The sequence below is a fragment of the Pseudomonas sp. 29 genome (assembly GCF_002754355.1).
Classification (GTDB): domain Bacteria; phylum Pseudomonadota; class Gammaproteobacteria; order Pseudomonadales; family Pseudomonadaceae; genus Aquipseudomonas; species Aquipseudomonas neuropathica.
This window is the reverse complement of record NZ_PEEY01000001.1, coordinates 758,730-784,955: the sequence shown is the minus strand read 5'-3', so window position 1 is coordinate 784,955 and position 26,226 is coordinate 758,730. Positions and strand designations below refer to the sequence as shown.

The following is a 26,226-nucleotide window of genomic DNA, read 5'->3' as shown; positions in this document are numbered from 1 at the left end:
TCGACCGGTAAAAAGAAAGGCGACCTCAGGGTCGCCTTTTTTGTGTGTAGCTATTTCATCTTCAGGATGGTCAGACCGAGTTTCTGGCCGCCGCCGTCCTGTGGCCTGATCCACACCACTTCGGTCTCGGCTTCAAGCCCACTTAACGCTGCGTGTTCAGAGTCGATCCGCACGCTCAAACGGTCACCGACCGCGAACTGGCGCGGTGCTTCGACCTGCATGCCACTGCTGGAGAGGTCGATGCACACCCCTGAAACCTCATCCCCTTCATGAATCAACACGACATCGGCATCGACCCGCATGCGGATGAAATCGCGCTTTTCGCTGTAGTCCCGACTGGTTTGACTCATAGGTTCGTCCTTCCATTGGGTTACGGTTTGAGCTGTTCTTATAACTCTCGGTGATTTGACAAGTAAAGTCGTCAAGCGACCATCGGCGCATGCTTGAAACGCTCTGCGGATGGGAGTACCGTCTGCGCCTTAGAAGGGCACCTCTGGTGCAACCGCGTTTGCAGTCAATGCTCGAAAGCGGTGCAGCAGAGAGGCTAGAAAGCGAATCCAGTAGTCTGCGCAGGGCCAGATGCCCCGCCAACTACGCCAACCTAATTCTGGCGCCGTTTGCCCACATGCCAAAAACCAGTGCCACGCTGCTGATAATCGATGATGACGAAGTAGTGCGCGCGAGCCTCGCGGCCTATTTGGAAGACAGTGGTTTCAGCGTCCTGCAGGCCAGCAACGGCCAACAGGGTCTTCAGGTATTCGAGCAAGACACGCCCGACCTGGTCATCTGCGATCTGCGCATGCCGCAGATGGGCGGTCTCGAACTGATCCGTCAGGTCACCGAGCGATCGCCGCAAACGCCGGTGATCGTGGTGTCGGGTGCCGGCGTGATGAACGACGCGGTCGAGGCCCTGCGCCTGGGCGCGGCGGATTACCTGATCAAGCCTCTCGAAGATCTGGCTGTGCTCGAGCACTCTGTGCGCCGGGCCCTCGATCGTGCGCGCCTGCTGCTGGAAAACCAGCGGTACCGCGAGAAGCTGGAAAAGGCCAACCGCGAGCTCGAGGCCAGTCTGAACCTGCTCCAGGAAGACCAGAACGCCGGTCGCCAGGTGCAGATGAACATGCTGCCGGAAAGCCCGTGGAGCATCGACGAGTTCAAGTTCGCGCACCAGATCATCCCGTCGTTGTACCTGTCGGGTGATTTTGTCGACTATTTCCGTGTCGACGAGCGCCGGGTCGCGTTTTACCTGGCCGATGTATCCGGGCATGGCGCTTCTTCAGCCTTCGTCACCGTGCTGCTGAAGTTCATGACCACGCGCTTGTTGTTCGAATCCAAGCGCAACGGCACATTGCCGGAATTCAAACCTTCTGAAGTCCTTGGTCATATCAACCGGGGGCTGATCAGTTGTAAGCTGGGTAAACACGTCACAATGGTCGGTGGAGTCATCGACGAGGAGACCGGTTTGTTGACCTATAGCATCGGCGGCCATCTGCCGTTGCCTGTGTTGTACACGCCTGACAGTGTTCGTTATCTCGAAGGGCGTGGTCTGCCGGTGGGCCTCTTCAATGAAGCCACCTACGAAGACCACGTGCTTGAGCTGCCGCCGACATTCAGCCTGACGCTGATGTCCGATGGCATTCTGGATCTTTTGCCAGAACCTACGCTCAAAGAAAAAGAAGCCGCTTTGCCTCAACGGGTGAAGTCGGCGGGCGGCAGCCTGGATGGTCTGCGGCAAGTGTTTGGATTGGCCACGCTAGGGGAGATGCCGGATGATATCGCCCTGTTGGTGTTGAGCAGGAATCTTTAATGAGTACCGGTAGAATCCAGTTCGCCGAGCAGGACGGCACCTTCGTCCTGAAGTTCGTCGGTGAAGTTCGCCTGACCCTGTGTTCGGCGTTGGATGCGACTATTGAGAAAATCTTCACCGCGCTGAATTTCAACGCGATCGTGATCGATTTGACCGAAACCCGCAGCATCGACAGCACGACGTTGGGCCTGTTGGCCAAACTGTCGATCCTGTCGCGGCAGAAGGTCGGCCTGTTGCCGACCGTCGTCACCACCCACGAAGACATCACCCGTCTGCTGCAATCGATGGGTTTCGAGCAGGTGTTCAACATCGTCAACCACCCGGTGCCATGCCCGGAGTGCCTGGACGACCTGCCTGATCAGGACCAGTCGGAAGAAGTGGTGCGGATCAAGGTGCTTGAAGCGCACAAGATCCTCATGGGCCTGAACGATTCCAACCGGGAAGCGTTCCATGACCTGGTGAATGCCCTCGAGCGGCATTGATCTCATGACGTGATGTTGTCCCGGCCGGCCTCTTCGCGAGCAAGCTCGCTCCCACACTGGATCAGTGTCGATCACCAATCCCCTTGTGGGAGCGAGCTTGCTCGCGAAGGCTTAAGTTCAGTCAACGCGGCTCCCAATGCAGAATAAAAAAGGGCGAACCTGTGAAGGTTCGCCCTTTTGCATTTCAACCGCTCAAATCACAGCTTGGCCTGCAACAGCGCCTCAAGCTTCTCCTGGTCGCGAGCAAACTGACGGATGCCCTCAGCCAGTTTCTCGGTAGCCATCGCGTCTTCGTTGGACAACCAGCGGAACTGCGCTTCATTGAGGCTCAGACGGGCTTCACCGGCGTTGCCCGGTGCCAGTTTGCGCTCCAGCTTGCCGGTATCGGCCGCCAGCTTGTCGATCAGGTCCGGGCTGATGGTCAGGCGGTCGCAGCCGGCCAGTTGCTCGATCTGATTGAGGTTGCGGAAGCTCGCGCCCATGACCACGGTCTTGTAGTCATTGGCCTTGTAGTAGTTGTAGATGCGGGTGACCGACTGCACGCCCGGATCATCAGCGCCGGTGTAGTCGTTACCGTTGGCCTTCTTGTACCAGTCGTAGATGCGGCCCACGAATGGCGAAATCAGGAACACGCCAGCGTCGGCGCAAGCGGCGGCCTGGGCGAAGGAGAACAGCAGGGTCAGGTTGGTCTGGATGCCTTCCTTCTCCAGCACTTCGGCGGCGCGGATGCCTTCCCAGGTCGAGGCGATCTTGATCAGTACGCGATCGCGGCCAATGCCGGCCTTGTCGTACAGCTCGATCAAGCGATGCGCGCGTTTGAGCACGGCATCCTTGTCGAACGACAGACGCGCATCCACTTCAGTGGAGATACGGCCCGGGATCACTTTGAGAATTTCCTGACCCACCGCGACGCCGAAACGGTCGCTGGCCAGGCCGACATCGCCCTTGCAGTCGCTGACGCAGGCGTTCAGCAGCTCGGCGTAGGCCGGAATGGCTGCCGCTTTGAGCAGCAGGGACGGGTTGGTGGTGGCGTCGACCGGTTTGACTCGGGCGATCGCTTCGAAGTCGCCGGTGTCGGCAACAACGGTGGTGAATTGTTTGAGTTGTTCCAGCTTGGAAGTCATGGGCGTGCTCTGTCCTATGGGTCTGATGACATTACCCGAGCGCTGACGGCCACTCAAGGGTAGGTGCGTGTATCGATGGCCCCTGCAGCAACAACCTGAAAACGATTGTTTGAAAGGCGGGGCGCGGTATCGATGAATACGATGCCAAAACCGCCAACAGGTTCAAAGCAACCGACCTGCGTACAGGCCGGTTGTGCATGCGCTACTGGGCGTTCAATAGGGCTTCGACGGACATACGTGCCGGTTTCGGCTGACCGTCAGAGGTCAGCAGGCCAAAGTTCTTCTCGCGATCGTTGCTGCCCGAATCACTGTTCTTCCATTCATAAATGGACGTCAGCGGAATATTGAGTTTTTTAACATCGCCAATAAACGTGTTGATCTTGCTTGCTTGTCCTTCAGGCCCACCATTGGAGGCGAGTGCCGAGATCCCCCATTCACTGATGACTCCCGGCAGATGGAAGTTTTGCTGAATGAAGTTTTGCGCGTTGCTGATCTGCGTGGCGGTCATGCCGTAGGGGTGGTAGGACACGGCGCTCAGGCATTTGGGGTATTCGCTGACGATGCGGTTCAGCGCCACGGTTGCAGCCGAGCCTGCGCTAGGCGGGCGGGCGAAGCCGTAACCGATCACGGGTGTCGATAGCGGTTGCTCCTGCAGCGCCTTGCACACGCCGCTCATGAACGGCACAAACGTGGTGTCGAAATTGCGCGTCGGCCAGTAGGTTTCCAGGTCCGGCTCATTCCATAACTCGATCGCCACCAGTTGCGCGCTGTACGACTGTTGCAGCCCCGTCACGGCTTTGGCGAAGCCTTCACCGGCAGTGCTCAGCTCGGCGCTCGAGGTGGCGGGCAACGCCTTGATCGCGCGGACCGTCAGCAACACCGGCAAGCCCGCAGACTGTGCTGCGGCAAAGGCATCGCTGACCTGTTTCTGATAAGCCTTGGCTGTCAGGCTGTCGCTCCACACACCGAAGCGGACAAAACCGAAGCCTGCCGACTTGATCTGCGGGGCGTCGGCGGCCGTGAAGTTCTGGATCTTCACCTGCACGCCGATGTTCTTGGCTGGAAGGCTGGGAAACACTTCGCTAGCGTGAACCTGAGTCGTAGCCCCTGCCACCATCAATGCCAACGCGCCGAGTTTTTTGAGATGTGTTGTTTTCATGTCTGCTCTCCCGAAGAGAAGTGACAACTGCGAATAAATGATCTCGTTTCTCAATTTTCGAGTGAGGTGATGGCACTTAGTGCGCGAATGTTAGTTTTTGTCGGAAAACAATCACTCGAAAATCACAGTTATTTTTAGTCCGTTAATAGTGGTTGGGGGGCTTTTAAACGCTGTGGTACTTAATGCTTCGGTACTAACAGGGCGAATCTATTTCTGAGTGCAGGAAGATCTTGAGGGTTCATTCAATTGCTCTCGGATGTTGGCCGTTTGACATTACACAGGAAAGTAAAACCTTGTTCAGAAAGATCCTTGTCGTTTGCGTGGGCAATATATGCCGTAGTCCGACGGCAGAGCTGATGTTGCGTAACGCGCTGGCCCCCTCAGCGATCACCGTTTCCTCCGCAGGCCTGTCGGCGCGGGTGGGCGAGGGTGTAGAAGCGTCCGCGCGGCAAGTGCTCGAAGACCATGGCCATAACGCCGAAGGCTTCATGGCACGGCAACTGACCGCAGACATCGTCAATGAATCAGACCTGATTCTGGTCATGGAAAAACAGCATGTTAATCAAGTACTGAAGATTGCCTCTCATGCGAGGGGTAAAGTATTCCTGCTCGGCAAGTGGCAGAGCGAGCGTGAAATACAAGATCCGTATCGTCAAGGCAAGGCCGCTTTTATTCATGCCCATGCATTGATTGAAGATGCTGTTAGCTCATGGGCACAACGCCTCGCGCGTTGATGAATATTCTTCAGATCAATGAATGGTAAGAACAGACTTATGCAGTTACCGTCCGTCATCGGCACCCGCGACAATGATCAAGACAGTATTGATCTTCTCGGCATATTCGGCAGTTTGATCGACCAGAAATGGTTGATCGGCGCGCTCACCGGCGCCTTCATGGTCACCGGTGTCGCGTACGCGGTTTTGGCCACGCCCGTGTACCTGGCCAATGCGCTGGTGCAGGTCGAGCCGAAGAAGAACGACATGCTCGGGTTTTCCGACCTCAACAGCATGCTCGGTGGGCAATCGCCGTCGGTGACCGAAATCGGCATCATCAAATCCCGCGCGGTGATCGGCAAAACCGTCGACGACCTGCGGCTGGACATCGATGTCACCCCCAACACCTTCCCGATGATTGGCGGCTTTCTCGCCCGGCGTTATCGCGGCGAGACCGAAACCAGCGTTGCTGCGCCGCGTTTCGGTCTGAACAGTTATGCCTGGGGCGGTGAGCGCCTGGAGTTTGCCCGGCTCAATCTGCCCAAAGAGTTGTTGGGCAAGAAACTCACCCTGATCGCCGGCGAACAGAAGCACTTCCAGTTGCTCGATGACAACGACAATCTGCTGGTCGAAGGCGTCGCCAGCGAAGCGTTCGCGCAGGACGGCGTAGAAGGGCAGATCACTCAGTTGTTGGCCAATCCCGGTACGCGTTTCGAAGTGGTGCGCAATCCGCGAATCGTGACCATTCAGGGTTATCAGGACGCGCTGGATATCTCCGAGCAGGGCAAGGAATCGGGAATTATCAAACTGGCGCTGGCCAGCAGCGACGCCGCTGAAGCGGTGAAGATCCTCAACAAGATCGCCGCGCTGTACGTCGATCAGAACGTGCGCCGCACCTCGGCCGAAGCAGCGCAGAGTCTGGCTTTCCTGCAAAGCCAGTTGCCGCAGGTCAAGCGTGATCTGGCCAAGGCCAGCGATGCGCTGAACGCCTATCAGACCCACGGCAAGACCGTGAACATCTCGCTGGAAACCCAGTCGGTGCTCGGTCAGTCGGTAGCGCTGGAAACGCGGATCTCCGAGCTGAAAATGCAGCAGGCGGAGATGGATCGCAAGTTCACCAAACAGCACCCGGCCTATCGCGCGTTGATGAGCCAGATCGGCGAACTGACCCAGCAACAGAAGTCGCTGGAAGGCAAGGTTGGTGATCTGCCTGCCACGCAACAAGAGCTGCTCAACCTGACCCGCGATGTCGAAGTGGCCTCGCAGATCTACACGCAGTTGCTGAACAAATCCCAAGAGCTGGACATCGTCCGCGCCGGTGCCGTGGGTAACGTGCGTCTGGTCGACGCAGCGGATGTCGACCTGACCAGTCCGGTCAAACCGAAAAAAGCCCTGATCGTGCTGATCGCCACCTTCCTCGGCGCTTTTGTCGGCGTGGCGCTGGTGCTGCTGCGCAAATCCCTGAGCCGTGGTCTGGAAGGCCCGGAAGCCATCGAGCAACTCGGTTTGCCGGTGTACGCGTCGATTCCGTACAGCGCCTTGCAGGATGAAGAAGACAACAAAAAAGGCCGCGCCCGCGACGGTGTCGACAAACCGGCGTACCTGCTGGCCCTGCGTAATCCCACGGATCTGTCGATTGAATCGATCCGCAGCCTGCGCACCTGCCTGCATTTCGCCGGGCTCGATTCGACCAACAACCGCATCATGATTTCCGGGCCGAGCCCACAGGTCGGCAAGACCTTCGTCTCGTCCAACCTCGCCGCGGTCATGGCGTTGAGCGGTCAGCGCGTGGTGCTGATCGATGCCGACATGCGCAAAGGTCACCTGCACAAAACCCTCAACACGCCGATCACCAACGGCTTGTCCGACCTGCTGGTCAAGCGCTGCAGCATCGATCAGGCAATCAACAAGGTCGAAATCGACAACCTGCACTTCATCAGCCGTGGCCAGGTACCGCCGAATCCTTCCGAGCTGTTGATGCACGCCAACTTCCGCGAGCTGCTGGCGGAACTGAGCGAGCGCTACGACCTGGTGATCATCGATACGCCGCCGCTGCTGGCGGTGACCGATGCGGCCATCGTCGGCCGTGAAGCCGGGATCAGCCTGATCGTCACGCGCTTCGGGGTGAACCCGGCCAAAGAGATCGAACTGACCATTCGCCGCTTCGCGCAAAACGGCATCGAGCTCAAAGGCGCGGTGTTCAACGGCGTCGAGAAGCGCGCCGCCAGCTACTACGGCAATGGCGGTTACGGCTATTACAACTACGAATACGCGTCCGACAAATCCTGACTGTCAGCGACTGTTTTTTCCTGTTTGAAGTGGGTGATTTGTGAAGAAAATACTGCACGTGGCAGAGACGATCAAAGGTGGCGTCGCGACGGTGATCCGGACGATTTCGGCTTCGCCTGAAGGTGATGCGGCGAACTACGAGCTGGTGTACCTGGTGCCGGACGATCAGGCCAAAGAGTTGCACGGCATCGGCGCGCAGCAGATCCGCACCTTTCCCCGCACTGGACGCAATGTGCCGTCGTTGCTGCGTTTCGCCTGGCGTTTGACCCAGGTGATGCTCAAGGAAAAACCCGACGTGGTGCATTTGCACAGCACCTTTTCCGGCGTGATCGGACGATGCGTATGTGTGCTGTTGCGACCGTGGCGCAAGCCGAAAATCGTCTACTGCCCGCACGCGTTTTCGTTCCTGATGGAAAGCTCACCGACCAAGCAGAAAGTCTATGCGTGGATCGAGCGGGTGCTGCAGAAGGTCACCGACGTGATCATTTGCGTCAGCCAGTACGAACTCGACAAAGCCGCGCGCTTCGGTATCGAGCGCAAGCGCATGAAGCTGATCTACAACGGCATTCACCACAAGGATGAAGCGCCGAAAGCGGCCAGTCCCGAGCCGATTCATCTGCTCTTCGTCGGTCGCCTCGATTATCAGAAAGGCTTCGACGTGTTGCTCAAGGCCTTCGCCAACGTGCAGCGCAAAGACTTGAAGCTGACCGTGGTCGGCAGCGCGGTGAACGAGGACGCGGTGGAGTGCCCGCCGATGGACTCTGTTGAATACCTGCCATGGGTCACGCCGAGCGAAGTGCAGGCGCTGTATCAGAAAGCCGATGCGCTGATCGTGCCGAGTCGCTGGGAAGGTTTCGCCATGGTGCCGCTGGAAGGCATGGCCATGGGTTTGCCGGTGATTGCCAGCAACTGCACCTCGCTGCCGGAACTGGTCACCAATGAAGTCTCCGGTTATGTCTTCCCGTCCGGTGATCACCAGGCATTGGCCGACGTGCTGACGATCATCCAGAAGCCACGCTTGCTCGACCTCGGCAACGAAGGCCGGAGCATTGTCCGCGAGCGTTTCAGTGCCGCGTTGATGATTCGCCAGACCTACGACCTGTATCGCGCTCCCACTTTTTAAGTAGAACTCAAGCATATGAACGTAACGATTTTGCATGGCTACAGTGCGTCCAACTCCGGTGACGGCTTGCTCGTCGATCTGGCCATTGCCCTGGTGCAGCGCAACTTTGGCGAAGACACGGCGATTAGCGTGGTAGCTTCCGACCCGGATTCTTTCAGCTACTTGCCGCACCCGCGTTTCGACGCGCCGGTGATGGCGGCCAAGGGTTTGGGCCGGGTCAAGCAAGCGGTGTTTCTCAATCAGTCCTACGCCGGGCTGGCGGATCTGCTGAAGAAAACCGACCTGATCGTCGGCGTCGGCGGCGGCTACATGCGCTCGAAAAGTGCTTTCGAACACATCAAGCTGAAACTCGGCCACGCCAAGCAACTGGAAACCGCGATCCTCAGCAAAGTGCCGTCGGTGTACCTGCCGCAAAGCATCGGCCCGTTCCACGGCGAGAGCAGCAAGATCGTCGAGCATTACGCCAGCGCCGACGCGGTATTCGTCCGTGACAACCGCTCTTCGGCCATTTTTGATGCCTGCTCAAACGTCTACCGTGCGCCGGATCTGGCCGTGCAGTCGCTGGCGAGCAAAATCCTCCAGCAAGCGAAATTCACCCGTTGCGCGTCGTCGCCAGCCACGGTCTGCGTGGTGCTGCGCAAGCCGCCGGAGTGGAGCAAGGAAAAGAAAGTCGCTTACGTCGCCAATCTCAAATTGCTGCTGCAGCGCTTGAAGAACAAAAGCAAAGTGGTTTGCGCCGTACAGAGCGCGGTGCGTGGCAACGATGACGGTGCGTTCTATCGCGAGCTGGGCATTAGCGAAGACTTGCTGTCGTTGAAGGCGACGATTGCCAAGTATCAGCCGGACCTGGTGATTTCCGTACGCCTGCACGGCGCCATCGAATCGCTGCTTTCCGGCGTGCCGGCGTACCACATCAGCTACGAACGCAAAGGCTTCGGCGCCTATCAGGACATGGGCGTGGAAGACTGGGTGATCAACGGCGGCGACATCAATGTCGACACCATCATCGACACGGTTTACGCGCCGAATGCGTTGTCGAATTTCGGCAAGCGCCTCACCGACACCTGCCGTGAAATCGAGGCAAAAACCGTGGCGATGGACGAGATCATCAAAGGTGTCGTTCGATGATATTTCGGCTACTGCTTCGCGGCGGTGCATTGGGCGCGAAGTTTTTGCTGGTGTTGGCGATCACCCATTACCTCGGGTATGAAGCGCTGGGTTTTTACGGTGTGGTGGTCGCGGCGTCGCTGATTGCGTCGAAGTTCTACAGCGTCGGTTTCAGTTCCGAGATCAATCGGTTGATCAGCGTCGGCGGCAGTTCGCGCCGCGTGGTCGACAAGGTTTTGCTGCTGTATCTGGCGGTGGGGCTGGTGCTGTCGGTGGTGACGGTGCTGATTTATTCACTGTTCCAGACAGTTGAAGCGAGCGCCGCGCTGATCCTTTGTGTGACGCTGGTGTTGCTCACTGAGCACCTGTCGTTCGAGATCAACTCGTTCGTGTTTTCCGCGCAGAAAGCCACGGCGGGCGCGCTGCTGTTTTTCATCAAGACCGGCCTGTGGGCGGTGTTGGCGGTGGGCGGGATGATGCTCGACTGGGTCTCGGGAATTGCCAGCGTGTTGTGGCTGTGGGTCGCCGCCAACGTGCTGGTGATCATCGCCGGTTACCTGATCGTGGTGAACGTTCATCACGGCCGGGAAACCGGGACACTGGCCACTGCTACTGTATGGAAAGCGGGATTACCGTTTTATCTCGGCACCGGGTTGATCGCGTTGAGTCAATACGCCGAACGGTTTCTGATCGCCGACCTCGAACCGTACGCCAAACTGGGTCAATACGTGTACGCGTGGTCAGCGGCCAACACCTTGCAGGCGCTGTCGTATGCGGTAGTGGCGGTGGTCGGAATTCCGCTGTTGGCCAAGCGTTTTCAGGCTGATCAGCAGGCGTTCACGGTCAAGCAGTTGTTCATCAACAAGTGGGTGATGCGCTCGCTTGTAGTGTCGGCGGCGGTGGCGGTGGCGATCTATGTGTTCTTCAACGTGGTGCTCGATTACGTCGCCACCAGCGTGCCGCGTCCGGACAATGCGATCCTCGGCGTGCTGATTTTTTCTTTCGCGTTGCGCGCGATTGGCGACATCGTCTGGGGCGGTTTGATTGCTTCGAAAAACAGCCGCGTATCGCTCGCCAGCGCGGCGATCTGTCTGCTGGTTTCGGTGCCGGTCAGCTATGTATTGATCAAGCACTATTCGATTTACGGCGCCGCTTGGGGCAATGTCTTCGCGATCATCGTGCAACTGCTGGTGATTGCCGTGCTGACCCGCGCAACGGCCGGGAAAAAGGCTGCGTTGTCATGGGCCTGAAACTGCCGTGCATCGAGTTTCGCGGCAAGCGACTCGATTCGTATGTGTCGTTCCTGATCCTCTTCACCGGGCTGTTTCTGTCGGTGGCGATGCCGCTGTTGATTCCCCGTGATCCGGGGCCGGATGCGATGACGTTGTGGTCGTCCTACGCCCGCGCCGACAACTGCAATTTCTGGAACCCGTTCTCGCCGGATCGCTCGTCCTATGAGTGTTCGGCGTTCCTGCTGCGGCCCACCGGGATCAACCTGACCAATGCCTGGGCCTACGGCATGTTCTGCAATTTTTTCCTCACCGCGATTCCGGTGGTGGTTTTTCGGCGCATGCCGTTGGCGATCTTCGGCACCCTGTGCCTGTGGGGCATCGTGCGTTCGTTCTTCCTTGAGAACCTGACCAAGGAAATCATTGTGTCGGTGGCGGTGTTGAGCATTTTGCTCAGCTCGCTGACGCGAAAATATCGCGGCGGATTTTTCCTCTCGGCAGTGATCTACGGCGTGCTGATTCGGCCCTACTGGATTTTGTTTTCGCTGTCGTGGGTCGGCGTCTGTGTGATGAAAAAGTACGTGTCGCGCACGACGTTCTTTCTGATGCTGTTCCTGTTTTATCTGGCGGTGGCGATGTCGATCCAGCTCGCCCTGGGCTTTCCGGTGTCGTCGATCCGCGCCAGTAACAACGAGTTGCGCACGGCGGGCGAGGAGGGCTCGAAATCGTTGATCGTGTCGTGGCTCAGCGGCAGCGACTTCGTTTCGCAGGCGCTGGACTCGATGATCATCTTCTTCCGCCTGTCGTTCCCGGTGGAGCTGATTCTGCTGTCGGGGCCGGGGCAGGTGATCTTCGTCGCGTTGATGATCATGACCGCGTTGCTGCTGTTCAAAGTCATCACCTCGACCGATTACAAAGGCGCGCCGATCCAGACCAAACCCAAGGAACTGATCGCGATTCCGCTGGCGTTTCTACTGGTGCAAGGCCTGTTCGAGCCGGACTTCGGCTCCTTCGCCCGGCACTTCTCGATGTTGGTGCCGGTGTTGTTTGTCGGTCTGGGCTTGATGCTGCGGGCGAACAAACCGGTGCAGGTTGAATCAAGAATTCTGAATTGAGGCAGGTGCTTTATGTCGAGCAAGAAAAAGTCCCTGGAGATTGAAACCCTGCGTGGCCTGGCGTGCCTGTTGCTGGTGCTCTATCACGTCATTGGCCCGCTGGGCGGCGGGTTGAAGATCGATGTCGGCTCGCCGTTCCGGGTGCTCGCCGATTCGATGGTGTACGTGCGCATGCCGTTGTTCACCTTCATCTCCGGGTACATCTATTCGATTTACAAAATTCGCGGCAATGACTTTTCCGCGTTTTTCAGCGGCAAGGTGCGCCGCTTGATCGTGCCGCTGTTTTGCGTCGGTGTGCCGTTCTCGGTGTTGCAGGCAGTCGGGCCGGGGGTGAACAAGGATGTCGGGGTGATCGACGCGCTGTTGTCGTTCTGGGTGCCGATCAACCACTTCTGGTTCCTGCAGGCGGTGTTCATCATTTTCATGTTCGTCGGGCTGCTGGAGTGGCGCGGGATGTTGCGTTCGGCGACGCGCTTGTATGGGCTGTTTGCGTTTGCGGCAGTGTTGTTTCTGCTGCCGCCGTTCAAGTTCGACGCGTTCGGGATCAACGGTGCGATTTATCTGCTGCCGTTTTTTGTCGCGGGGATGATTGGCCAGGAAAGCGTCGACGTGTTGAAGCAGCGCTTCAAGGTGATCGGGCCGCTGGTGTTTGTGCTGATTTCGCTGACGCTGTTGTATGTGGCGGCGATTGATCGCGAGCTGATTGTTGATCGTCGCAGTCTGATCGGTTTGACCGTGGGTTGCGTGTCCTGTATTGCGCTGCTGTCGAGTGATATGCGCTCGAAAGCGCTGACCTGGCTGGGTGGCTATTCCTATGCGATCTTCCTGTTCCATGTGCTGTTCGCGGCGACGTCGCGGTTGGTGCTGGGGCGGTTGGGGGTGAAGGATGAAAGTTTGCTGGTGCTCGGTGGTTTGACCTTTGGTTTGCTCGGGCCGGTGCTGTTGTCGATGATTTTCAGCCGGTTCAATTTCACCTCGGTGTCGTTCCTTGGGGAGCGGGCGGCGAAGAAGAAAGCGGCGGCGCCTGTCACCCCGGTGGTGCAACCGCAAAACAGCTAAGAGCTTCGCGAGCAAGTCGAATCGTCGCACCGTCGCTCCCACAGGTTTTTTTGGTGTACACAGATTTAGTGGATGACCGCGACAAATGTAGGAGTGAGCCTGCTCGCGATAGCGGTCCGTCAGTCAGCATTTCAATACCTGACCCACCGCTATCGCGAGCAGGCTCACTCCTACAGTTGATCTCTGTACATCCCGGCATTCAGTGGGCCATTTCAGACTGAAGGAAATTTTGCATGTTGGCAGTAGATGACGCGCAACCCGTCGCAGCGTCGGTGGTTCAGGTGGGCGATGCCCGCGAGCGTTTCGCGCAGTGGCGTGAAGGCAAGGCCGGTAAGGTTTTGTCGGTCTCGGTGATCGGCGACAGCTACAGCGCCGGGCAGGATTTCTACCTGAACAAACTGGTGCAGCGCGTGGCCGGGGAGGTGGGGTTTGCCGGGCCGGGTTACGTCGGTTTCAATCACGGCGCGGCGCTTGGCGGCACGCACTTCAAATACACCCGCAGCAGTGACAAGTACTTTGGCGGCGACTGGAAGGTTTCAGAGTTGGGGCAAGCAAGCCCGGACAGCCGCACAGTGACGGGCCGGCCCGGTGCGTGGTTGCAGGTGGATGCCAATCCTTCGCCGCGCATCAATACGGCGGTCACTCAGGCGAAACTGCTTTACCTCGGCACTGGCAAATCCTCTGAGATCCGTTACCGCTGGTCACCTTCAGAAGATTGGCAGCCGATGACGCTGACAGGAGACGGGGTTCAGGAAGTGCCATTGGCAGGCCTGTCTGCAGCGAAAGACTGGTCCTTCAAACTGGAAGTGGTGAAAGGCGCGCCGACGTTGTTCGGGCTGTGGATGAGCAACGATCAGAACGGCGTGCGCGTATCGAAACTGGCGGCCTCCGGTGCGGCGTCTGCGGATTTCTATCACCAGGATCCGCAATGGCAGGTGCAGTGGAAAGCTGCCGTGTCGAAGATCCCCGCTGATGTTTACCTGATCATGCTCGGTGGCAACGATCAGGGCTTCGGCGTGAAGCCCGCGCAGTATCTGCAGAACGTTCAGGGATTGGTCGGCATGCTGCGTGAGATTCAGCCGCAGGCGAGCATCAACCTGATCATGCGTCAGGACACCACGCGTTCCAGCGCTTATCCGATGTCGGCGTACGCGCAGGTGCTGGAACCTTGGGCGCGTGAGCAGCATTTGGGGTATGCCAATCTGCAATGTGCGTTCGGGCCGGACGTCAAACGCTACGCGGCGGCGATGATCGGCCCGGACAAGATTCATCCGGTGCCGGCCACGGGCGGGAAGGTGATTGCTGATTACTTCTATGGCTGGATCACCGGCGCCAAGGATCGTTGCGACGCCTCCCCTAAATAACACGCAAACCCCAGAGCGGTGATCGTTCCCACGCTCCGCGTGGGAATGCCGCCCGGGACGCTCCGCGTCCCTTCGCTGGGTGACGCAGAGCGTCACTGGATGCATTCCCACGCAGAGCGTGGGAACGATCAGGTGAGGGGAGTTATTCGAAGGCGTCGACCTGCTCGAGCAACTCCGCAATCTTCTGCGGCATCAACCGCGTATCGCACCGTGTCTCAACGTTGATGATGATCGCCGGGTCGTTGCAGCAAATCCGCACGCGAAAGCGCCAGTCGCTGAAGATCACTTTCAGGCCATCCTGGTCATCCATCTCCAATGCCTGCTCGCCATACAGTTTTTTCAAATGCGCGAGCAGCGGATACGGATCACGCAGCGGCCGGCGGATATCACCGGACGCCGGAAATACGCCAATCCGCTCCACCAGCAGAATCGTGCCCAGCCAGGACTCGTTGGCGCTGGGCAACGGTTGATGGCGCGACAGCCAGCTCATCACCCCGAGGTTACCCACCTCGCGTTCAATCTCTACGGAATGTTGTGCAATGTTCATGGTGGCCTCGTTGGGTGAAGGGAGCCGTCTCAGCGGCCCTTGAGATAGACGTTTTCGTAGCAGAAATTGGTCGCCTGCAAGTAACCCTCGGCGTCACCGCAGTCAAAGCGCAGGCCTTTGAATTGGTAGGCCAGCACGCAACCGTTCTGCGCCTGTTTCATCAGTGCGTCGGTGATCTGGATTTCACCGGCCTTGCCCGGTTGGGTGTCGGCGATCAGGTCGAAAATGTCCGGGGTGAGGATGTAGCGGCCGATGATTGCCAGGTTCGACGGCGCGTCTTGCGGGGCCGGTTTTTCCACCATGTTGTTGACGCGGTAGATGCCGTCGGACATCAGCTCGCCGGCGATCACCCCGTACTTGTGGGTCTGGTCGGCCGGGACTTCCTGGATGGCGACGATCGAGCAGCGGAATTTCTTGTACAGCTGGATCATCTGCGTAAGCACGCCGTCACCTTCCAGGTTCAGGCACAGGTCATCGGCCAGCACCACGGCAAACGGCTCATCGCCGATCAGCGGACGACCGCTGAGAATCGCGTGGCCCAGACCTTTCATTTCCACCTGCCGGGTGTAGGAGAAGGTGCAGGTGTCGATCAGCTCGCGGGTGCCTGCGAGGAATTTCTCTTTCTCGGTGCCGCGAATCTGGTGTTCAAGTTCGTAGCTGATGTCGAAATGGTCTTCCAGCGCACGCTTGCCGCGACCGGTGACGATGGCCATGTGTTGCAGGCCGGCGTCCCGCGCTTCTTCAACGGCGTACTCGATCAACGGCTTGTTGACGATCGGCAGCATCTCTTTCGGCATGGCTTTGGTGGCCGGCAAGAAACGCGTGCCATAGCCGGCAGCGGGGAACAAACATTTACGAATCATAAAAGTATCCTGGACAGTCATGGAACACAGGCGACGGGTGCGAGCCATAAACAATGGCTGCAAGTTTCAATGTTGATTGAAGGCCTACTTTAATACCTGAGTCAGGTTGTTAATGGCAATTAGTTGGGCCGGTAAAACATGACAATGTTATGAGATGTCGGCGAATGCTTTATTAGTTATTTTTAGTCGGTATCGGTTGATAGTGATGAGCGCACAGGGAGTGCTAATAAGTAGCGGGCAATACAGTGTGACCTGCAAAAATATTTATTGCCAGTCATTGAACTAGTTTTGTTTTCGGTTGTTGTCGCCTGTTTGTGTGAGTTGTGACACATCTTCAATAAAACAGGCTTGACACGCTACTTGTCACTCATCCAAAGACGGATAGCACTATGAAGATTCTGGTAACGGGTGGCGCCGGCTATATCGGCTCGCACACCACACTTGCTCTACTTGAAGCAGGTTATGAAGTTGTCGTACTGGATAACCTTTGTAACAGCAGCGAAGCCGCGTTGCACGCCGTTGAGGGCATTTGCGGCAAGAGTGCCTGGATGATCCGCGGCGATGTCTGTGACCGGGCATTGCTTGACCGGATTTTCCGCGAGCACAACATCGAAGCGGTGCTGCATTTTGCCGGCCTGAAAGCGGTCGGCGAGAGCGTGCGCAAACCGCTCGAGTACTACGAGACCAACGTCAGCGGCAGTATCAATTTGTGTCAGGCGATGGCGGCGGCGGGGGTGTTCCGGCTGGTGTTCAGCTCGTCGGCCACGGTGTATGGCGAGCCCGAGCAGATGCCGATCCGCGAGGACTTTCCCACCGGCAATCCGACCAATCCCTACGGCCAGTCCAAGTTGATCGTCGAAAATGTCCTGCGTGACTTGAGCCTGGCCGAGCCACGCTGGAGCATTGCCTTGCTGCGCTACTTCAACCCGATCGGCGCGCACCATAGCGGTCATATGGGCGAAGACCCCAACGGCATCCCGAATAATCTGGTGCCGTACATCAGTCAGGTGGCGGTCGGCAGCCTGCAAGAGTTGTCGATCTTCGGCAACGATTACCCGACGGTCGACGGCACTGGCGTGCGCGATTACATCCACGTCGTCGATCTGGCCGACGGCCACCTGAAGGCGTTGCAGTCGATCTCCGGGCGCACCGGCATTCACACCTGGAACCTCGGCACCGGCGATGGTTACAGTGTGCTGCAAGTGCTCCACGCCTTCGAACACGCCTGCGGGCAACCGGTGCCGTATCGGATGATGCCACGTCGTTCCGGGGATATCGCCGAGAGCTGGGCCGACGCCTCCAAGGCGGCAAAAGAGCTGGGCTGGAAAGCTACGCGCAACTTGCAGGACATGGTCACTGATACTTGGCGCTGGCAATCGAACCATCCCCAAGGCTACTCGCGATGATGGCCATTTAGTCCAATGTTATTTTCAGTCAGGTTGTTAGATAACGTCGGGAAATTACACTGGCAATGCCTTTTGCAAATCCGTAGATATAAACCTGCCGTTCGACTTTTATCAGTTGGGTAAGACTGTGAAAGAACGACGGATCATGTTCGCGCTTTTTGCGGACTTGAACTCACCACCGCTAACTCAGGCCGGTTTTTTAACAGGTCGAATGTTAGAAAGGAGTTGATATGAAAAAAGTGATGGCAGTTGCCCTGTTGACGATGTTGAGCAACTGGGCTGCCGCCGCTGAAGCACCGTTGACAGCGGTAACCAATGTAGGTGGCAACGTGGCGGCTTCTCAAGCGCCCGCAGCCAGTACTGCAATGGTTGCCAGTGCTGTAGCGGCGTCTAACAGCGGTGGCAGTGCCAACGGCGGTACCACCGGTACGACGGGTACCACCGGTACAACCGGCACGCATAACTAACAGGAAGTTCTGTTAGTGCAGTACAGGGTCGCCCGACGCAAGTCGGGTGACTTTGTTTTTGGATTCGCCCTTGAATAGCGTAGTGCCATTATGACTCGTAGTGTTTATCTTTTAATGTTGGCAAGTCTCGCTTTGCAAGGTTGCATGTTTTCCCCCGGTCAATACCTCAGCACCAGTGACATCACCCGCCAGGGTGCCAGCGAAAGCAGCCGGGTCGAGCTGATTCCGATCACGCCGAAGCTGATTGCCATGAACCGCGCCACGCAAAAGCGTGAGTCGCTGCCGCCGGAGCTGTTGGCGACGCCGGCCGAATACCGCATCGGCAACAATGATGTTCTGTACATCACCGTGTGGGATCACCCTGAGCTGACGGCCCCGTCCGGCGCGCAACAACAGATCGATGCCAACGGCCGTCTGGTGCGCTCCGATGGCACGCTCTATTACCCGTTCATCAAGGAAGTCCAGGCCACTGGCCGGACCATCCAGCAACTGCGCTCGGACATTGAACAACGGCTGTCGGCATTCATCGCCGAGCCGCAGGTAGATGTCGCGGTGTTGCGTTTCGCCAGCCAGAAGGTCGTGGTCACCGGCGCGGTGGCCAAGGCCGGCCCGCAAGCGATTTCCACCAATCCGCTGAGCGTGGTCGAAGCCCTCGGCTCGGCCGGCATCGACACCAACAACGCTGATCTGTCCGGGTTGTTGCTGACGCGCAAGGGGCGTACTTATCCGCTCAATCTCGACTCGCTCAATCAGGCGGATTCCGAGTTGCAGAACGTTTACCTCAAGGGCGGCGATCAGCTGTATCTGCCGTACAACGACAACAAGCGCATCTACGTGATGGGCGAGGTCAACCAGCCGCGTGCGCTGAGTTTCAAGACCGCGACGATGAACCTCACAGACGTGCTCGGTTCGGTCGGCGGCCTGGCCCAGACCACCTCCAATGGCAACGCGGTCTATGTCATTCGTGGCGTGGAAAACCTTGATGTCGAACCGGCCAAGATCTACCAGCTGGAAGCCGAATCGCCGACCGCCATGGCGCTCGCTTCACACTTCGAAGTTCGCCCGCAGGACGTGGTGTATGTCGGGCCTGCCAACGTGACTCGCTGGAACCGTCTGATCAGTCAGTTGGTGCCGTCGGCATCGATTGTCGGCACCGGCGCTTCCGCTGCGAAGAACTGGAGCGAATACAGCAACAACAACGCCAAATAAGGTCCGACTTTGAACATTTTGAAAGTTGGCCTGTGCCTGATGGCGGCCTCGTTGCTGTGCGGCTGTAACCCGCTGATGAGCGCTTCGTTAAATAACCTCAAGGCCGCAGTCGTCGGCCCGGATGAGGTCGATGTGTCGGCGGCCGAAGTGGCGGGGGTCAACTATCCGCAAATGAAACTGACCACGCCTTCCGGCTCCGGGGTGCTGGCGCTGGTGCGCGAGCGTGAAGACCTGCAGTTCTGGGTCGCCTCGGGCAAACAGGTTCTGCTGCTGCGCAATGGCCTTGCCGTGCGCTCCATTGGTCTGGGCCTGGAAGGCGATCTCGATGGCACGCGGTTGGCCGACGACTCGCCGTTCAAACAGGGCCTGCATCACGTCGCCGACGGGTTCACCACGCGGCGCTGGATCGACCTCTACAAAGGTCAGGAAGTCGGGGTGATCGTCAACAGCCGCTTCTCCCGCCGCTCGGAACAGACCCTGAAGATTCTCGAAAAGGAATACACCGTGCTGCGTGTCGATGAACACATTGACGCCCCGGCCATTGGCCTGAGCGCGACCAATCGTTACTGGGTCGACCCGCGCGACGGGTTCATTTTGCAGAGCGAGCAGCAACTGACGTCGCAGTTGCGCGTCAAGGTTGTGCAACTGACCCCTGATCGCAGGCACCTGCCGTGATGCGCCTGAAAATGTTGTCGGCGAGCTTGATGCTGGTCGCGAGTGTGAGTCAGGCGGCTGTCACGGTGTCGGGCGATGTCGCCAATCCCGGGCCGGTCGCGTTGCCACCGGGTGGGCGCTTGCTCGATGTGATCAGCGAAGCCGTGCCGAATGCCGAAGGCTATTGGCTGGCGGGCGGGTTGCTGCGGCAGTCGCTGATTGAGGCGCAGACACGACTCAAGGTCGGTGTGTTGTTTGATCTGGATGTACTGCAACGCATGTCAATGTTGTTCGACCGGCCGAGTCGGGCGGCGCTGGCGCAGCGCATTGCCGAAGAAGTGCGGCAGATGCCGGTAACGGGGCGGCAGATCGCCGATCTTGATCCGGTTGCATTGGAAGTCGGCTTCGCGCGCAACATTCGCCTCGATGACGGCGATCGTCTGGTTTATCCGAAGCGCGTCGATGAGGTGCAAGTGCTCGGCGCGGTCGCCGAGCCGTGCCACTTGCCGTATCAGCCGTTGCAGGAAGCCCGTGAATACCTGCAAGGCTGTTCGATTCTGGCCGATGCCGAAGCCGATTACCTGTGGCTGATCCAGCCCAACGGCGTCTCGCGGCGTGTCGGCATCGCCCACTGGAATCGTGAGTCCGGACACTTTCCCGTGGCCGGCAGCAAGATTCTGGTGCCGGTGAAAAATGATGATCTTGATCCGCCTCTTCCTGAACTGAATCAGCAGTTGGCCGAATTCATTGCCACGCAGCTGGCCGAGGTGGTTCGTTGAAGTTACGTTTTGCAGCTGTGTTGTTATTGCCCTGCGGTCTGGCTCATGCCGAGCCGCGCATTACCCAGAATGATTTCGGCGGCACCGGTCTGCTGCAGACGCCGACCGCGCGCATGGCCCCGGCCGGCGAGCTGAGCGTCAACGCCAACCGCACCGATCCGTACAGTCGCTACAGCGTGTCGTTGCAGCCGCTGGACTGGCTCGAAGGCTCGTTTCGCTACACCGCGATCACCAACCGGCCGTACGGCTCGGAGGCCCTCAGCGGCAGCCAAAGCTATAAGGACAAGGCGGTCGACGTCAAAGTCCGGCTGTGGCAGGAAAGTCACTGGCTGCCTGACGTGGCCCTGGGCTTCCGAGACGTCGGCGGTACCGGTTTGTTCTCCAGTGAATTTTTCGTCGCCAACAAGCGTTATGACAACTTCGATTTCAGCGCCGGGATTGCCTGGGGTTACCTGGGTAATCGCGGCGATATCGACAACCCGTTGGGCTACGTCAGCGATCGCTTCGATACCCGGCCGGCCCTGGAAGGCACCGGTGACGTCAACTCGGGTTCGTACTTTCGTGGCCGGCCGTCGTTTTTCGGCGGCGTGAGCTATCAGACGCCGTGGGATCGCCTCAGCCTGAAACTCGAATTCGAAGGCAACGACTACAAGCACGAGCCGAAGGACAACGAGATCAAACAGGACTCGCCGATCAACCTTGGCGCGGTGTTCAAAGTCACCGATTCGGTCGATGTCAGCGCAGCGTGGGAACGCGGTAATACGGCGATGTTCGGCGTGACTTTCCACACCAATTTCGTCAGCCGCAAAGCACCGGCGAAGACCTACGATCCGACCCCGGAACCGCTGCCGGCGAAGGCACCGACCACGGCGATGGATCAGGTCAACTGGGCCAACGTCTCGCAACGCTTGCAGCAGAATGCCGGTTACAAGGTCGAGCGCATTGCGCAGCGTGATTCCGAGCTGATCGTCTATGGCGAGCAGCAGCGCTACTTCCATTCGTCCAAGGCTGTCGGGCGGGCGAGCCGGATTCTCGACAACAGCGTCAACGACGACATCGACTGGTTCACCGTGGTCAACAAGCGCTACGACTTGCCGCTGGAAGAAACCAGCGTGCCGCGTCAGACCTTCCGCGAAGTGATCAACAACGAGGAGCCACTGGAGTCGCTGCACCGCACCACCGAGATCAACCCGGCGATGCCACACAACGAGAAGACCCTCTACACCGAAGCGCCGCAGCATTTCAGCTATGGCGTGGGGTTGGGCTTCAAACAGAACGTTGGTGGTCCGGATGGCTTGCTCTATCAATTGAGTGCCGATGCCGACGCCGAATACCGCTTCAACCGCAACACCTGGTGGAGCGGGTTGCTCAGTGCCAACCTGGCCAACAACTTCGACAAATTCACCTACGACGCGCCGAGCGGTTTGCCGCGTGTGCGCACGGATTTGCGTCAGTACCTGACCACGTCCAACACGACCATGCCGTTGTTCCAGGTCAGCCATGCCGAGCAGTTGGATAAAGACTGGTACGGCATGGTCTATGGCGGTTATCTGGAGTCGATGTTTGCCGGTGTCGGCGGTGAGGTGTTGTTCCGCCCGACCGGTGAGCGCTGGTCGGTGGGCGCGGATCTGAACTGGGTGCGGCAGCGCGATTTCGATCAGGGTTTTGCCCTGCGTGATTACTCGGTGGTGACCGGGCATGTCACGGCGTATACCGATTTGCCGTTCGATACGCTGGCGGCGGTGAGCGTCGGGCGTTATCTGGCCGGGGACTGGGGCGGTACGCTGGACATCTCGCGCGAGTTTTTCAATGGCGTGCGCTTTGGTGCGTGGGCGACGATCACCACGGCGGGCAGTGCCGAGTATGGCGAAGGTAGTTTCGACAAAGGCATCTACCTGTCGATCCCGTTCGACGAAATGATGAGCATGTCGACCATGCGCCGCGCCAACCTGGTCTGGGCCCCGCTGACCCGTGACGGTGGTGCGCGACTCAGCCGCAGCTACCAGCTGCACTCGATGACCGATAGCCGGGAAGGGGACATGTTTTATCGGAATTTCGAGAAGATCACAGAGTAAAAACGCGGATCTCCGAAGCACCGCATAAACCTGTGGGAGCGAGCCTGCTCGCGAATGCGTCAGATCAGCCAGCATCATCGTTGCCTGACCCACCGCTTTCGCGAGCAAGCTCGCTCCCACATTGGTTATTTGTCACGCCACAAATCCCAAGCCAACCACAAACCCCCTGTGGGAGCGAGCTTGCTCGCGAAGACGTCAGCACATCCAGCATCAATGTTGCCTGACCCGCCGCTTTCGCGAGCAAGCTCGCTCCCACATTGGATTTTCATCACGCCACAAATTCCGATGTCATCCCAGATCCCTGTGGGAGCGAGCCTGCTCGCGAAGGCGTCAGCACATCCAACATCAATGTTGCCTGACCCACCGCTTTCGCGAGCAGGCTCACTCCCACATTGGCTATCTGTCTCACCCAAAATCCCGATGCCATCCCAGATCCCTGTGGGAGCGAGCTTGCTCGCGAAGGCGTCAGTACATCCAGCATCAATGTTGCCTGACCCACCGCTTTCGCGAGCAAGCTCGCTCCCACATTGGATTTTCATCACGCCACAAATCCCAAGCCAACCACAAATGCCCTGTAGGAGTGAGCCTGCTCGCGATAGCGTTCGTTCAGTCGACATCCCCGTTGCCTGACCCACCGCCATCGCGAGCAGGCTCACTCCTACATTGGCTATTTGTCACACCACAAATCCCGAGCCAACCACAAATCCCCTGTGGGAGCGAGCTTGCTCGCGAAGGCGTCAGCACAGTCAGCATCCCCGTTACCTGACCCACCGCCATCGCGAGCAGGCTCACTCCTACATTGGTTATCTGTCACGCCCAAAATCCCGATGTCATCCCAGATCCCTGTGGGAGCGAGCTTGCTCGCGAAGGCGTCAGTACATCCAACATCAATGTTGCCTGACCCTCCGCTTTCGCGAGCAGGCTCACTCCCACAGGTTTTTGCATCCCTCCACAATCCACTCTCGCTCCCAAATCCCACGCACAAAAAAGGGGACTTTCGTCCCCTTGCGATATCCAGCTTCGAACCTCAGTAAATATCCTTCGACAGCAACGTAAACGGTGTTTTCACCAGGATCTTCAGATCCAGCCACAACGACCAGCTGTTGATGTACTGCAGGTCAATCTCGACACGCTTCTGCATCTTGTCGATGGTGTCCGTCTCACCCCGGCAGCCGCTGATCTGGGCCAGCCCGGTGATCCCCGGTTTAATCCGGTGGCGCGCCATGTACGCGAGGATTTTCCCCGAGTAGTAGTTGTTGTGCGCGACGGCGTGAGGGCGTGGGCCGACCAGGGCCATGTGCCCCTGCAACACGTTGAACAGTTGCGGCAGTTCGTCCAGCGAAGTGCGGCGAATAAAGCGGCCGACTGCGGTAATGCGCGAGTCATTACGGCTGGCCTGCTTCACGTCACGGTCATCGTGAACACGCATCGAGCGGAACTTCCAGACTTTGATCACCTTGCCGTTCCAGCCATGGCGATCCTGTTTGAAAAACACCGGACCTGGCGAGTTGATCTTCACCGCCAGCGCAATGATCAGCAGGATCGGGCTCAGCGCGATGATCGCCAGAAACGCCACGGTTTTTTCTACCAGACTCTTGCTCAAGGCAGCGGTAGGGCGACTGGTCAGCGGGCTTTCGTTCAAGTAGATCGCCGGCAGGCCGTCCACGACCTTCACCGAGTGATTGAGCAGGGTCAGACTGTTCAAGTCCGGCACCCACACCACGTCGACGTTGGCACCCAGCAAGTCACCATAAATCGCTTCGATTTTCGCTGCTTCACACAGCGGCAGGGTGATGTACAAGCGGCGGATGTCATGCGCCTCGATCAGCTCCAACAACTGTTCCTGATCGCCGACCACACGCGGTGCATCCGAACCCAGTGCAGACACATCGCCATTGCTGACCAAACCTACCAGCGGCAGGTTTTCCAGTTGGCTGAGCTTCTTCGCCAGACCCAACGCCAGTTCGCCGGTGCCGACGATCAGCGTCTTGTGTTCGCTTTTACGCGACCGTTGGTAGTACTTGGAAAACGCATGCAGCGGCGCGTAGAGAAACGCCTGACCGAGGAAGCCATACACCGCCCAGCTCAGAATCACCTGCCGCGAAAACAGCTCATCGGCCTGGCAGACAAAAGCGATGCACGCCAGCGCCGCCATGGTCATCGACCAACCCATGAACAGGCGACCGAGACCGGTCAGGTAGTTGTCGCGCTTGCGATAAACACCGCTAAACGTATACGCCGGCACCGACGCCAGTACCGCCAGGGTTGCACACATCCGGTAGTAGAACGCGACCGTCCCGGTGTGCTGCTCGGCGAGTATGAACAGCAGCGTCACCACAAAGCCTTGTGCCAGCGCCCATTGGCCCCAAAAGGTCAGTCCCTTGAGGCCTGTGCTTCGATTGATACTTAAAGAAAGATCCATACGGTATCCCCAAAAGACGTCCATTCAGGTTTCAACAGTTGAAAACCGAGTTGTTATGCAGACTTATTGTTTTTGTTTTAACGAGTGTCCTGAGGTAACAACATCGATATGCCGAACTGTCGTCAGTCAATAGACTAAGTTATTGGCTGGAATGGTGTCTGACGAGTTTTAACAAGATGGCACAGTGCCAACTTTTTAATAATTAAATAGAAGGGTGTTAGAAAAGGTCGTGGAGCGAGGGGTGAATAAAGTGTGTTGTATTTGTTACTGTTGGAGGGTGGAGGCAGGGAATATTTACTTCAGGGAGGAAGATCAAGCCAAACAGAGTGCTCTTGTTGTTTTTGTAATCGCACTTTTTCTGTTTGTTCTGTTCGTGGAGGTCTTGCGGGTTACGCGACGACTTCCTGAATCAGGCAATAACCGCGGTTTCTGACAGCACGAAACAGTCGCTCACCATTACTGGCGCTTTTGAATTTGTCTTGCAGGCGACTCAAGCACATTTCCAGGCCGCGATATTGTTCCGGTTCTCGACCGATGCTGAGAATCAGCTCGTCACGACTGACAACACGCTCTTCATGGCTGAGCATTTTTCTGACCAGTGCTGTTTCCAGGCCAGTCAGGCTGATTTCGACATCTTCTTTGACCAGTGCACCCTGAGCCGGGTCGAGATGCCAGGTTTCATTGCCGGGCATGTCACCTTCAACGGCAGGTGGCATGTTGCGGGATTCCCCGGTAATGACCGGGACATTCTGGAAAGGATTAGCCGATTGCGCGGCGCGCCATTCGGACTCGAGCGTGGCCACTATTCGCTGAGTATCGTGTTCGATACTGCGCGGGATATTTTTTCGACTGATGCCTGGATATGTGAACTCCATCACCATTGGAGCGGAAGAGGGCGAATCAACCCCTTCAAACGAATTGAAACGTTCACTGGACAGCATGCTCTCCAGTTCGCGTTGCGACGTTGTACTGTGAGTCACGACAACAAAATATTTCCTTGGGAGGGTTGTACTAGTTTCCATGTCTCTCTCCTGAATACATACCAAAATTGGCTAAAAGATAAATCGGCAGGCGAGCAATGACTTCCTCGGAAGTAATCGATAGGCAGGGTCTGGGCCCAAGATTGGCCCTCGATAAATTCCACTCGATCTGCTGCTATGTTATGGAGTTTTATTGTTATGGGGCGTGTTGTCGCGCTCATTCAATCGCTTGATTTCAAACAGGCGTGAAGCA

The 26,226-nt window shown here is 57.9% G+C and carries 23 protein-coding genes; 16 read left to right on the top strand and 7 right to left on the bottom strand.

Translation table 11 applies throughout. The features are described from left to right. Window positions 1-50: 50 nt before the first annotated feature. The gene (locus CLU80_RS03645; RefSeq protein ID WP_095050480.1) at window positions 51-350 is read right to left on the bottom strand and encodes a PilZ domain-containing protein; all 300 of its coding nucleotides are present in this window, start codon (window positions 348-350) and stop codon (window positions 51-53) included. 275 nt (window positions 351-625) lie between these two features. On the opposite strand from CLU80_RS03645, the gene rssB reads away from it, so the two are divergent. After that, window positions 626-1,807 carry a two-component system response regulator RssB gene (gene rssB, locus CLU80_RS03640; RefSeq protein WP_016986724.1) on the top strand — a complete coding sequence of 394 codons (1,182 nt, stop codon included), beginning with the start codon at window positions 626-628 and terminating at the stop codon, window positions 1,805-1,807. Further along, complete coding sequence (gene rssC, locus CLU80_RS03635; protein ID WP_003226553.1) at window positions 1,807-2,289, top strand: anti-sigma factor antagonist RssC; 483 nt, start codon at window positions 1,807-1,809, stop codon at window positions 2,287-2,289. Before rssB ends, rssC begins: the two co-directional genes overlap by 1 nt. 197 nt (window positions 2,290-2,486) lie before the next feature. Here the strand turns inward: rssC and tal are convergent, their stop codons facing one another. Further along, complete coding sequence (tal, locus tag CLU80_RS03630) at window positions 2,487-3,413, bottom strand: transaldolase (RefSeq protein ID WP_016986723.1); 927 nt, start codon at window positions 3,411-3,413, stop codon at window positions 2,487-2,489. Window positions 3,414-3,615: 202 nt separating this feature from the next. Beyond that, entirely contained in the window at window positions 3,616-4,572 is a 957-nt protein-coding gene (locus tag CLU80_RS03625) for a cellulase family glycosylhydrolase (RefSeq protein WP_099756785.1), read from the bottom strand. A 293-nt stretch (window positions 4,573-4,865) separates the two neighbouring features. On the opposite strand from CLU80_RS03625, the gene CLU80_RS03620 reads away from it, so the two are divergent. From CLU80_RS03620 to CLU80_RS03580, 8 genes are all read left to right on the top strand, one after another. After that, window positions 4,866-5,306 carry a low molecular weight protein-tyrosine-phosphatase gene (locus CLU80_RS03620; protein WP_038362273.1) on the top strand — a complete coding sequence of 147 codons (441 nt, stop codon included), beginning with the start codon at window positions 4,866-4,868 and terminating at the stop codon, window positions 5,304-5,306. Window positions 5,307-5,345: 39 nt separating this feature from the next. Continuing rightward, window positions 5,346-7,574, top strand: coding sequence for a polysaccharide biosynthesis tyrosine autokinase (locus CLU80_RS03615; protein WP_093433728.1), 2,229 nt, complete (start codon window positions 5,346-5,348; stop codon window positions 7,572-7,574). A gap of 40 nt (window positions 7,575-7,614) precedes the next feature. Next, window positions 7,615-8,697, top strand: coding sequence for a glycosyltransferase (locus CLU80_RS03610; protein ID WP_099756784.1), 1,083 nt, complete (start codon window positions 7,615-7,617; stop codon window positions 8,695-8,697). A 15-nt stretch (window positions 8,698-8,712) separates the two neighbouring features. Then, a complete protein-coding gene (locus tag CLU80_RS03605; protein ID WP_099756783.1) occupies window positions 8,713-9,825 on the top strand; it encodes a polysaccharide pyruvyl transferase family protein in 1,113 nt (370 codons plus the stop codon). Next, window positions 9,822-11,054 (top strand): MATE family efflux transporter, encoded by a 1,233-nt coding sequence (locus CLU80_RS03600; RefSeq protein WP_099756782.1) that lies wholly within the window; start codon window positions 9,822-9,824, stop codon window positions 11,052-11,054. Before CLU80_RS03605 ends, CLU80_RS03600 begins: the two co-directional genes overlap by 4 nt. Then, window positions 11,045-12,148, top strand: a complete 1,104-nt coding sequence (locus tag CLU80_RS03595; protein ID WP_099756781.1) for a hypothetical protein — start codon at window positions 11,045-11,047, stop codon at window positions 12,146-12,148. Before CLU80_RS03600 ends, CLU80_RS03595 begins: the two co-directional genes overlap by 10 nt. Before the next feature lie 12 nt (window positions 12,149-12,160). After that, window positions 12,161-13,207, top strand: a complete 1,047-nt coding sequence (locus CLU80_RS03590; RefSeq protein ID WP_099756780.1) for an acyltransferase family protein — start codon at window positions 12,161-12,163, stop codon at window positions 13,205-13,207. Between the two features lie 233 nt (window positions 13,208-13,440). After that, window positions 13,441-14,571: an SGNH/GDSL hydrolase family protein gene (locus CLU80_RS03580; RefSeq protein WP_099756779.1), complete on the top strand. Its 1,131-nt coding sequence runs from the start codon at window positions 13,441-13,443 to the stop codon at window positions 14,569-14,571. 142 nt (window positions 14,572-14,713) lie between these two features. On the opposite strand, the gene CLU80_RS03570 is transcribed toward CLU80_RS03580, so the two are convergent. Both CLU80_RS03570 and galU read right to left on the bottom strand, forming a co-directional pair. Next, a complete protein-coding gene (locus CLU80_RS03570) occupies window positions 14,714-15,118 on the bottom strand; it encodes a phosphohexomutase domain-containing protein (protein ID WP_093433750.1) in 405 nt (134 codons plus the stop codon). Between the two features lie 29 nt (window positions 15,119-15,147). Continuing rightward, on the bottom strand, window positions 15,148-15,981 hold the full coding sequence (gene galU, locus CLU80_RS03565) for a UTP--glucose-1-phosphate uridylyltransferase GalU (protein ID WP_099756777.1): 834 nt from the start codon (window positions 15,979-15,981) through the stop codon (window positions 15,148-15,150). Window positions 15,982-16,370: 389 nt separating this feature from the next. Here galU and galE point away from each other — a divergent pair, with 389 nt between their 5' ends. The 6 genes from galE to CLU80_RS03535 all read left to right on the top strand — a co-directional run bounded on the left by galE (window position 16,371) and on the right by CLU80_RS03535 (window position 22,571). Beyond that, window positions 16,371-17,387 (top strand): UDP-glucose 4-epimerase GalE, encoded by a 1,017-nt coding sequence (galE, locus tag CLU80_RS03560; RefSeq protein WP_099756776.1) that lies wholly within the window; start codon window positions 16,371-16,373, stop codon window positions 17,385-17,387. A 230-nt stretch (window positions 17,388-17,617) separates the two neighbouring features. Beyond that, window positions 17,618-17,854, top strand: a complete 237-nt coding sequence (locus CLU80_RS03555; RefSeq protein ID WP_007910552.1) for a hypothetical protein — start codon at window positions 17,618-17,620, stop codon at window positions 17,852-17,854. Between the two features lie 90 nt (window positions 17,855-17,944). Then, entirely contained in the window at window positions 17,945-19,063 is a 1,119-nt protein-coding gene (locus CLU80_RS03550; protein WP_175559610.1) for a polysaccharide biosynthesis/export family protein, read from the top strand. Window positions 19,064-19,072: 9 nt separating this feature from the next. After that, window positions 19,073-19,738 carry a YjbF family lipoprotein gene (locus CLU80_RS03545; RefSeq protein WP_099756775.1) on the top strand — a complete coding sequence of 222 codons (666 nt, stop codon included), beginning with the start codon at window positions 19,073-19,075 and terminating at the stop codon, window positions 19,736-19,738. Beyond that, entirely contained in the window at window positions 19,738-20,496 is a 759-nt protein-coding gene (locus CLU80_RS03540) for a capsule biosynthesis GfcC family protein (RefSeq protein WP_099756774.1), read from the top strand. Before CLU80_RS03545 ends, CLU80_RS03540 begins: the two co-directional genes overlap by 1 nt. Further along, window positions 20,493-22,571 carry a YjbH domain-containing protein gene (locus CLU80_RS03535; protein WP_099756773.1) on the top strand — a complete coding sequence of 693 codons (2,079 nt, stop codon included), beginning with the start codon at window positions 20,493-20,495 and terminating at the stop codon, window positions 22,569-22,571. Before CLU80_RS03540 ends, CLU80_RS03535 begins: the two co-directional genes overlap by 4 nt. 1,027 nt (window positions 22,572-23,598) lie before the next feature. Here the strand turns inward: CLU80_RS03535 and CLU80_RS03510 are convergent. Both CLU80_RS03510 and CLU80_RS03505 read right to left on the bottom strand, forming a co-directional pair. Continuing rightward, window positions 23,599-24,993, bottom strand: a complete 1,395-nt coding sequence (locus tag CLU80_RS03510) for an undecaprenyl-phosphate glucose phosphotransferase (RefSeq protein ID WP_007950006.1) — start codon at window positions 24,991-24,993, stop codon at window positions 23,599-23,601. A 389-nt stretch (window positions 24,994-25,382) separates the two neighbouring features. Next, window positions 25,383-26,015, bottom strand: a complete 633-nt coding sequence (locus CLU80_RS03505; protein WP_093433774.1) for a winged helix-turn-helix domain-containing protein — start codon at window positions 26,013-26,015, stop codon at window positions 25,383-25,385. Between the last annotated feature and the right edge of the window lie 211 nt (window positions 26,016-26,226).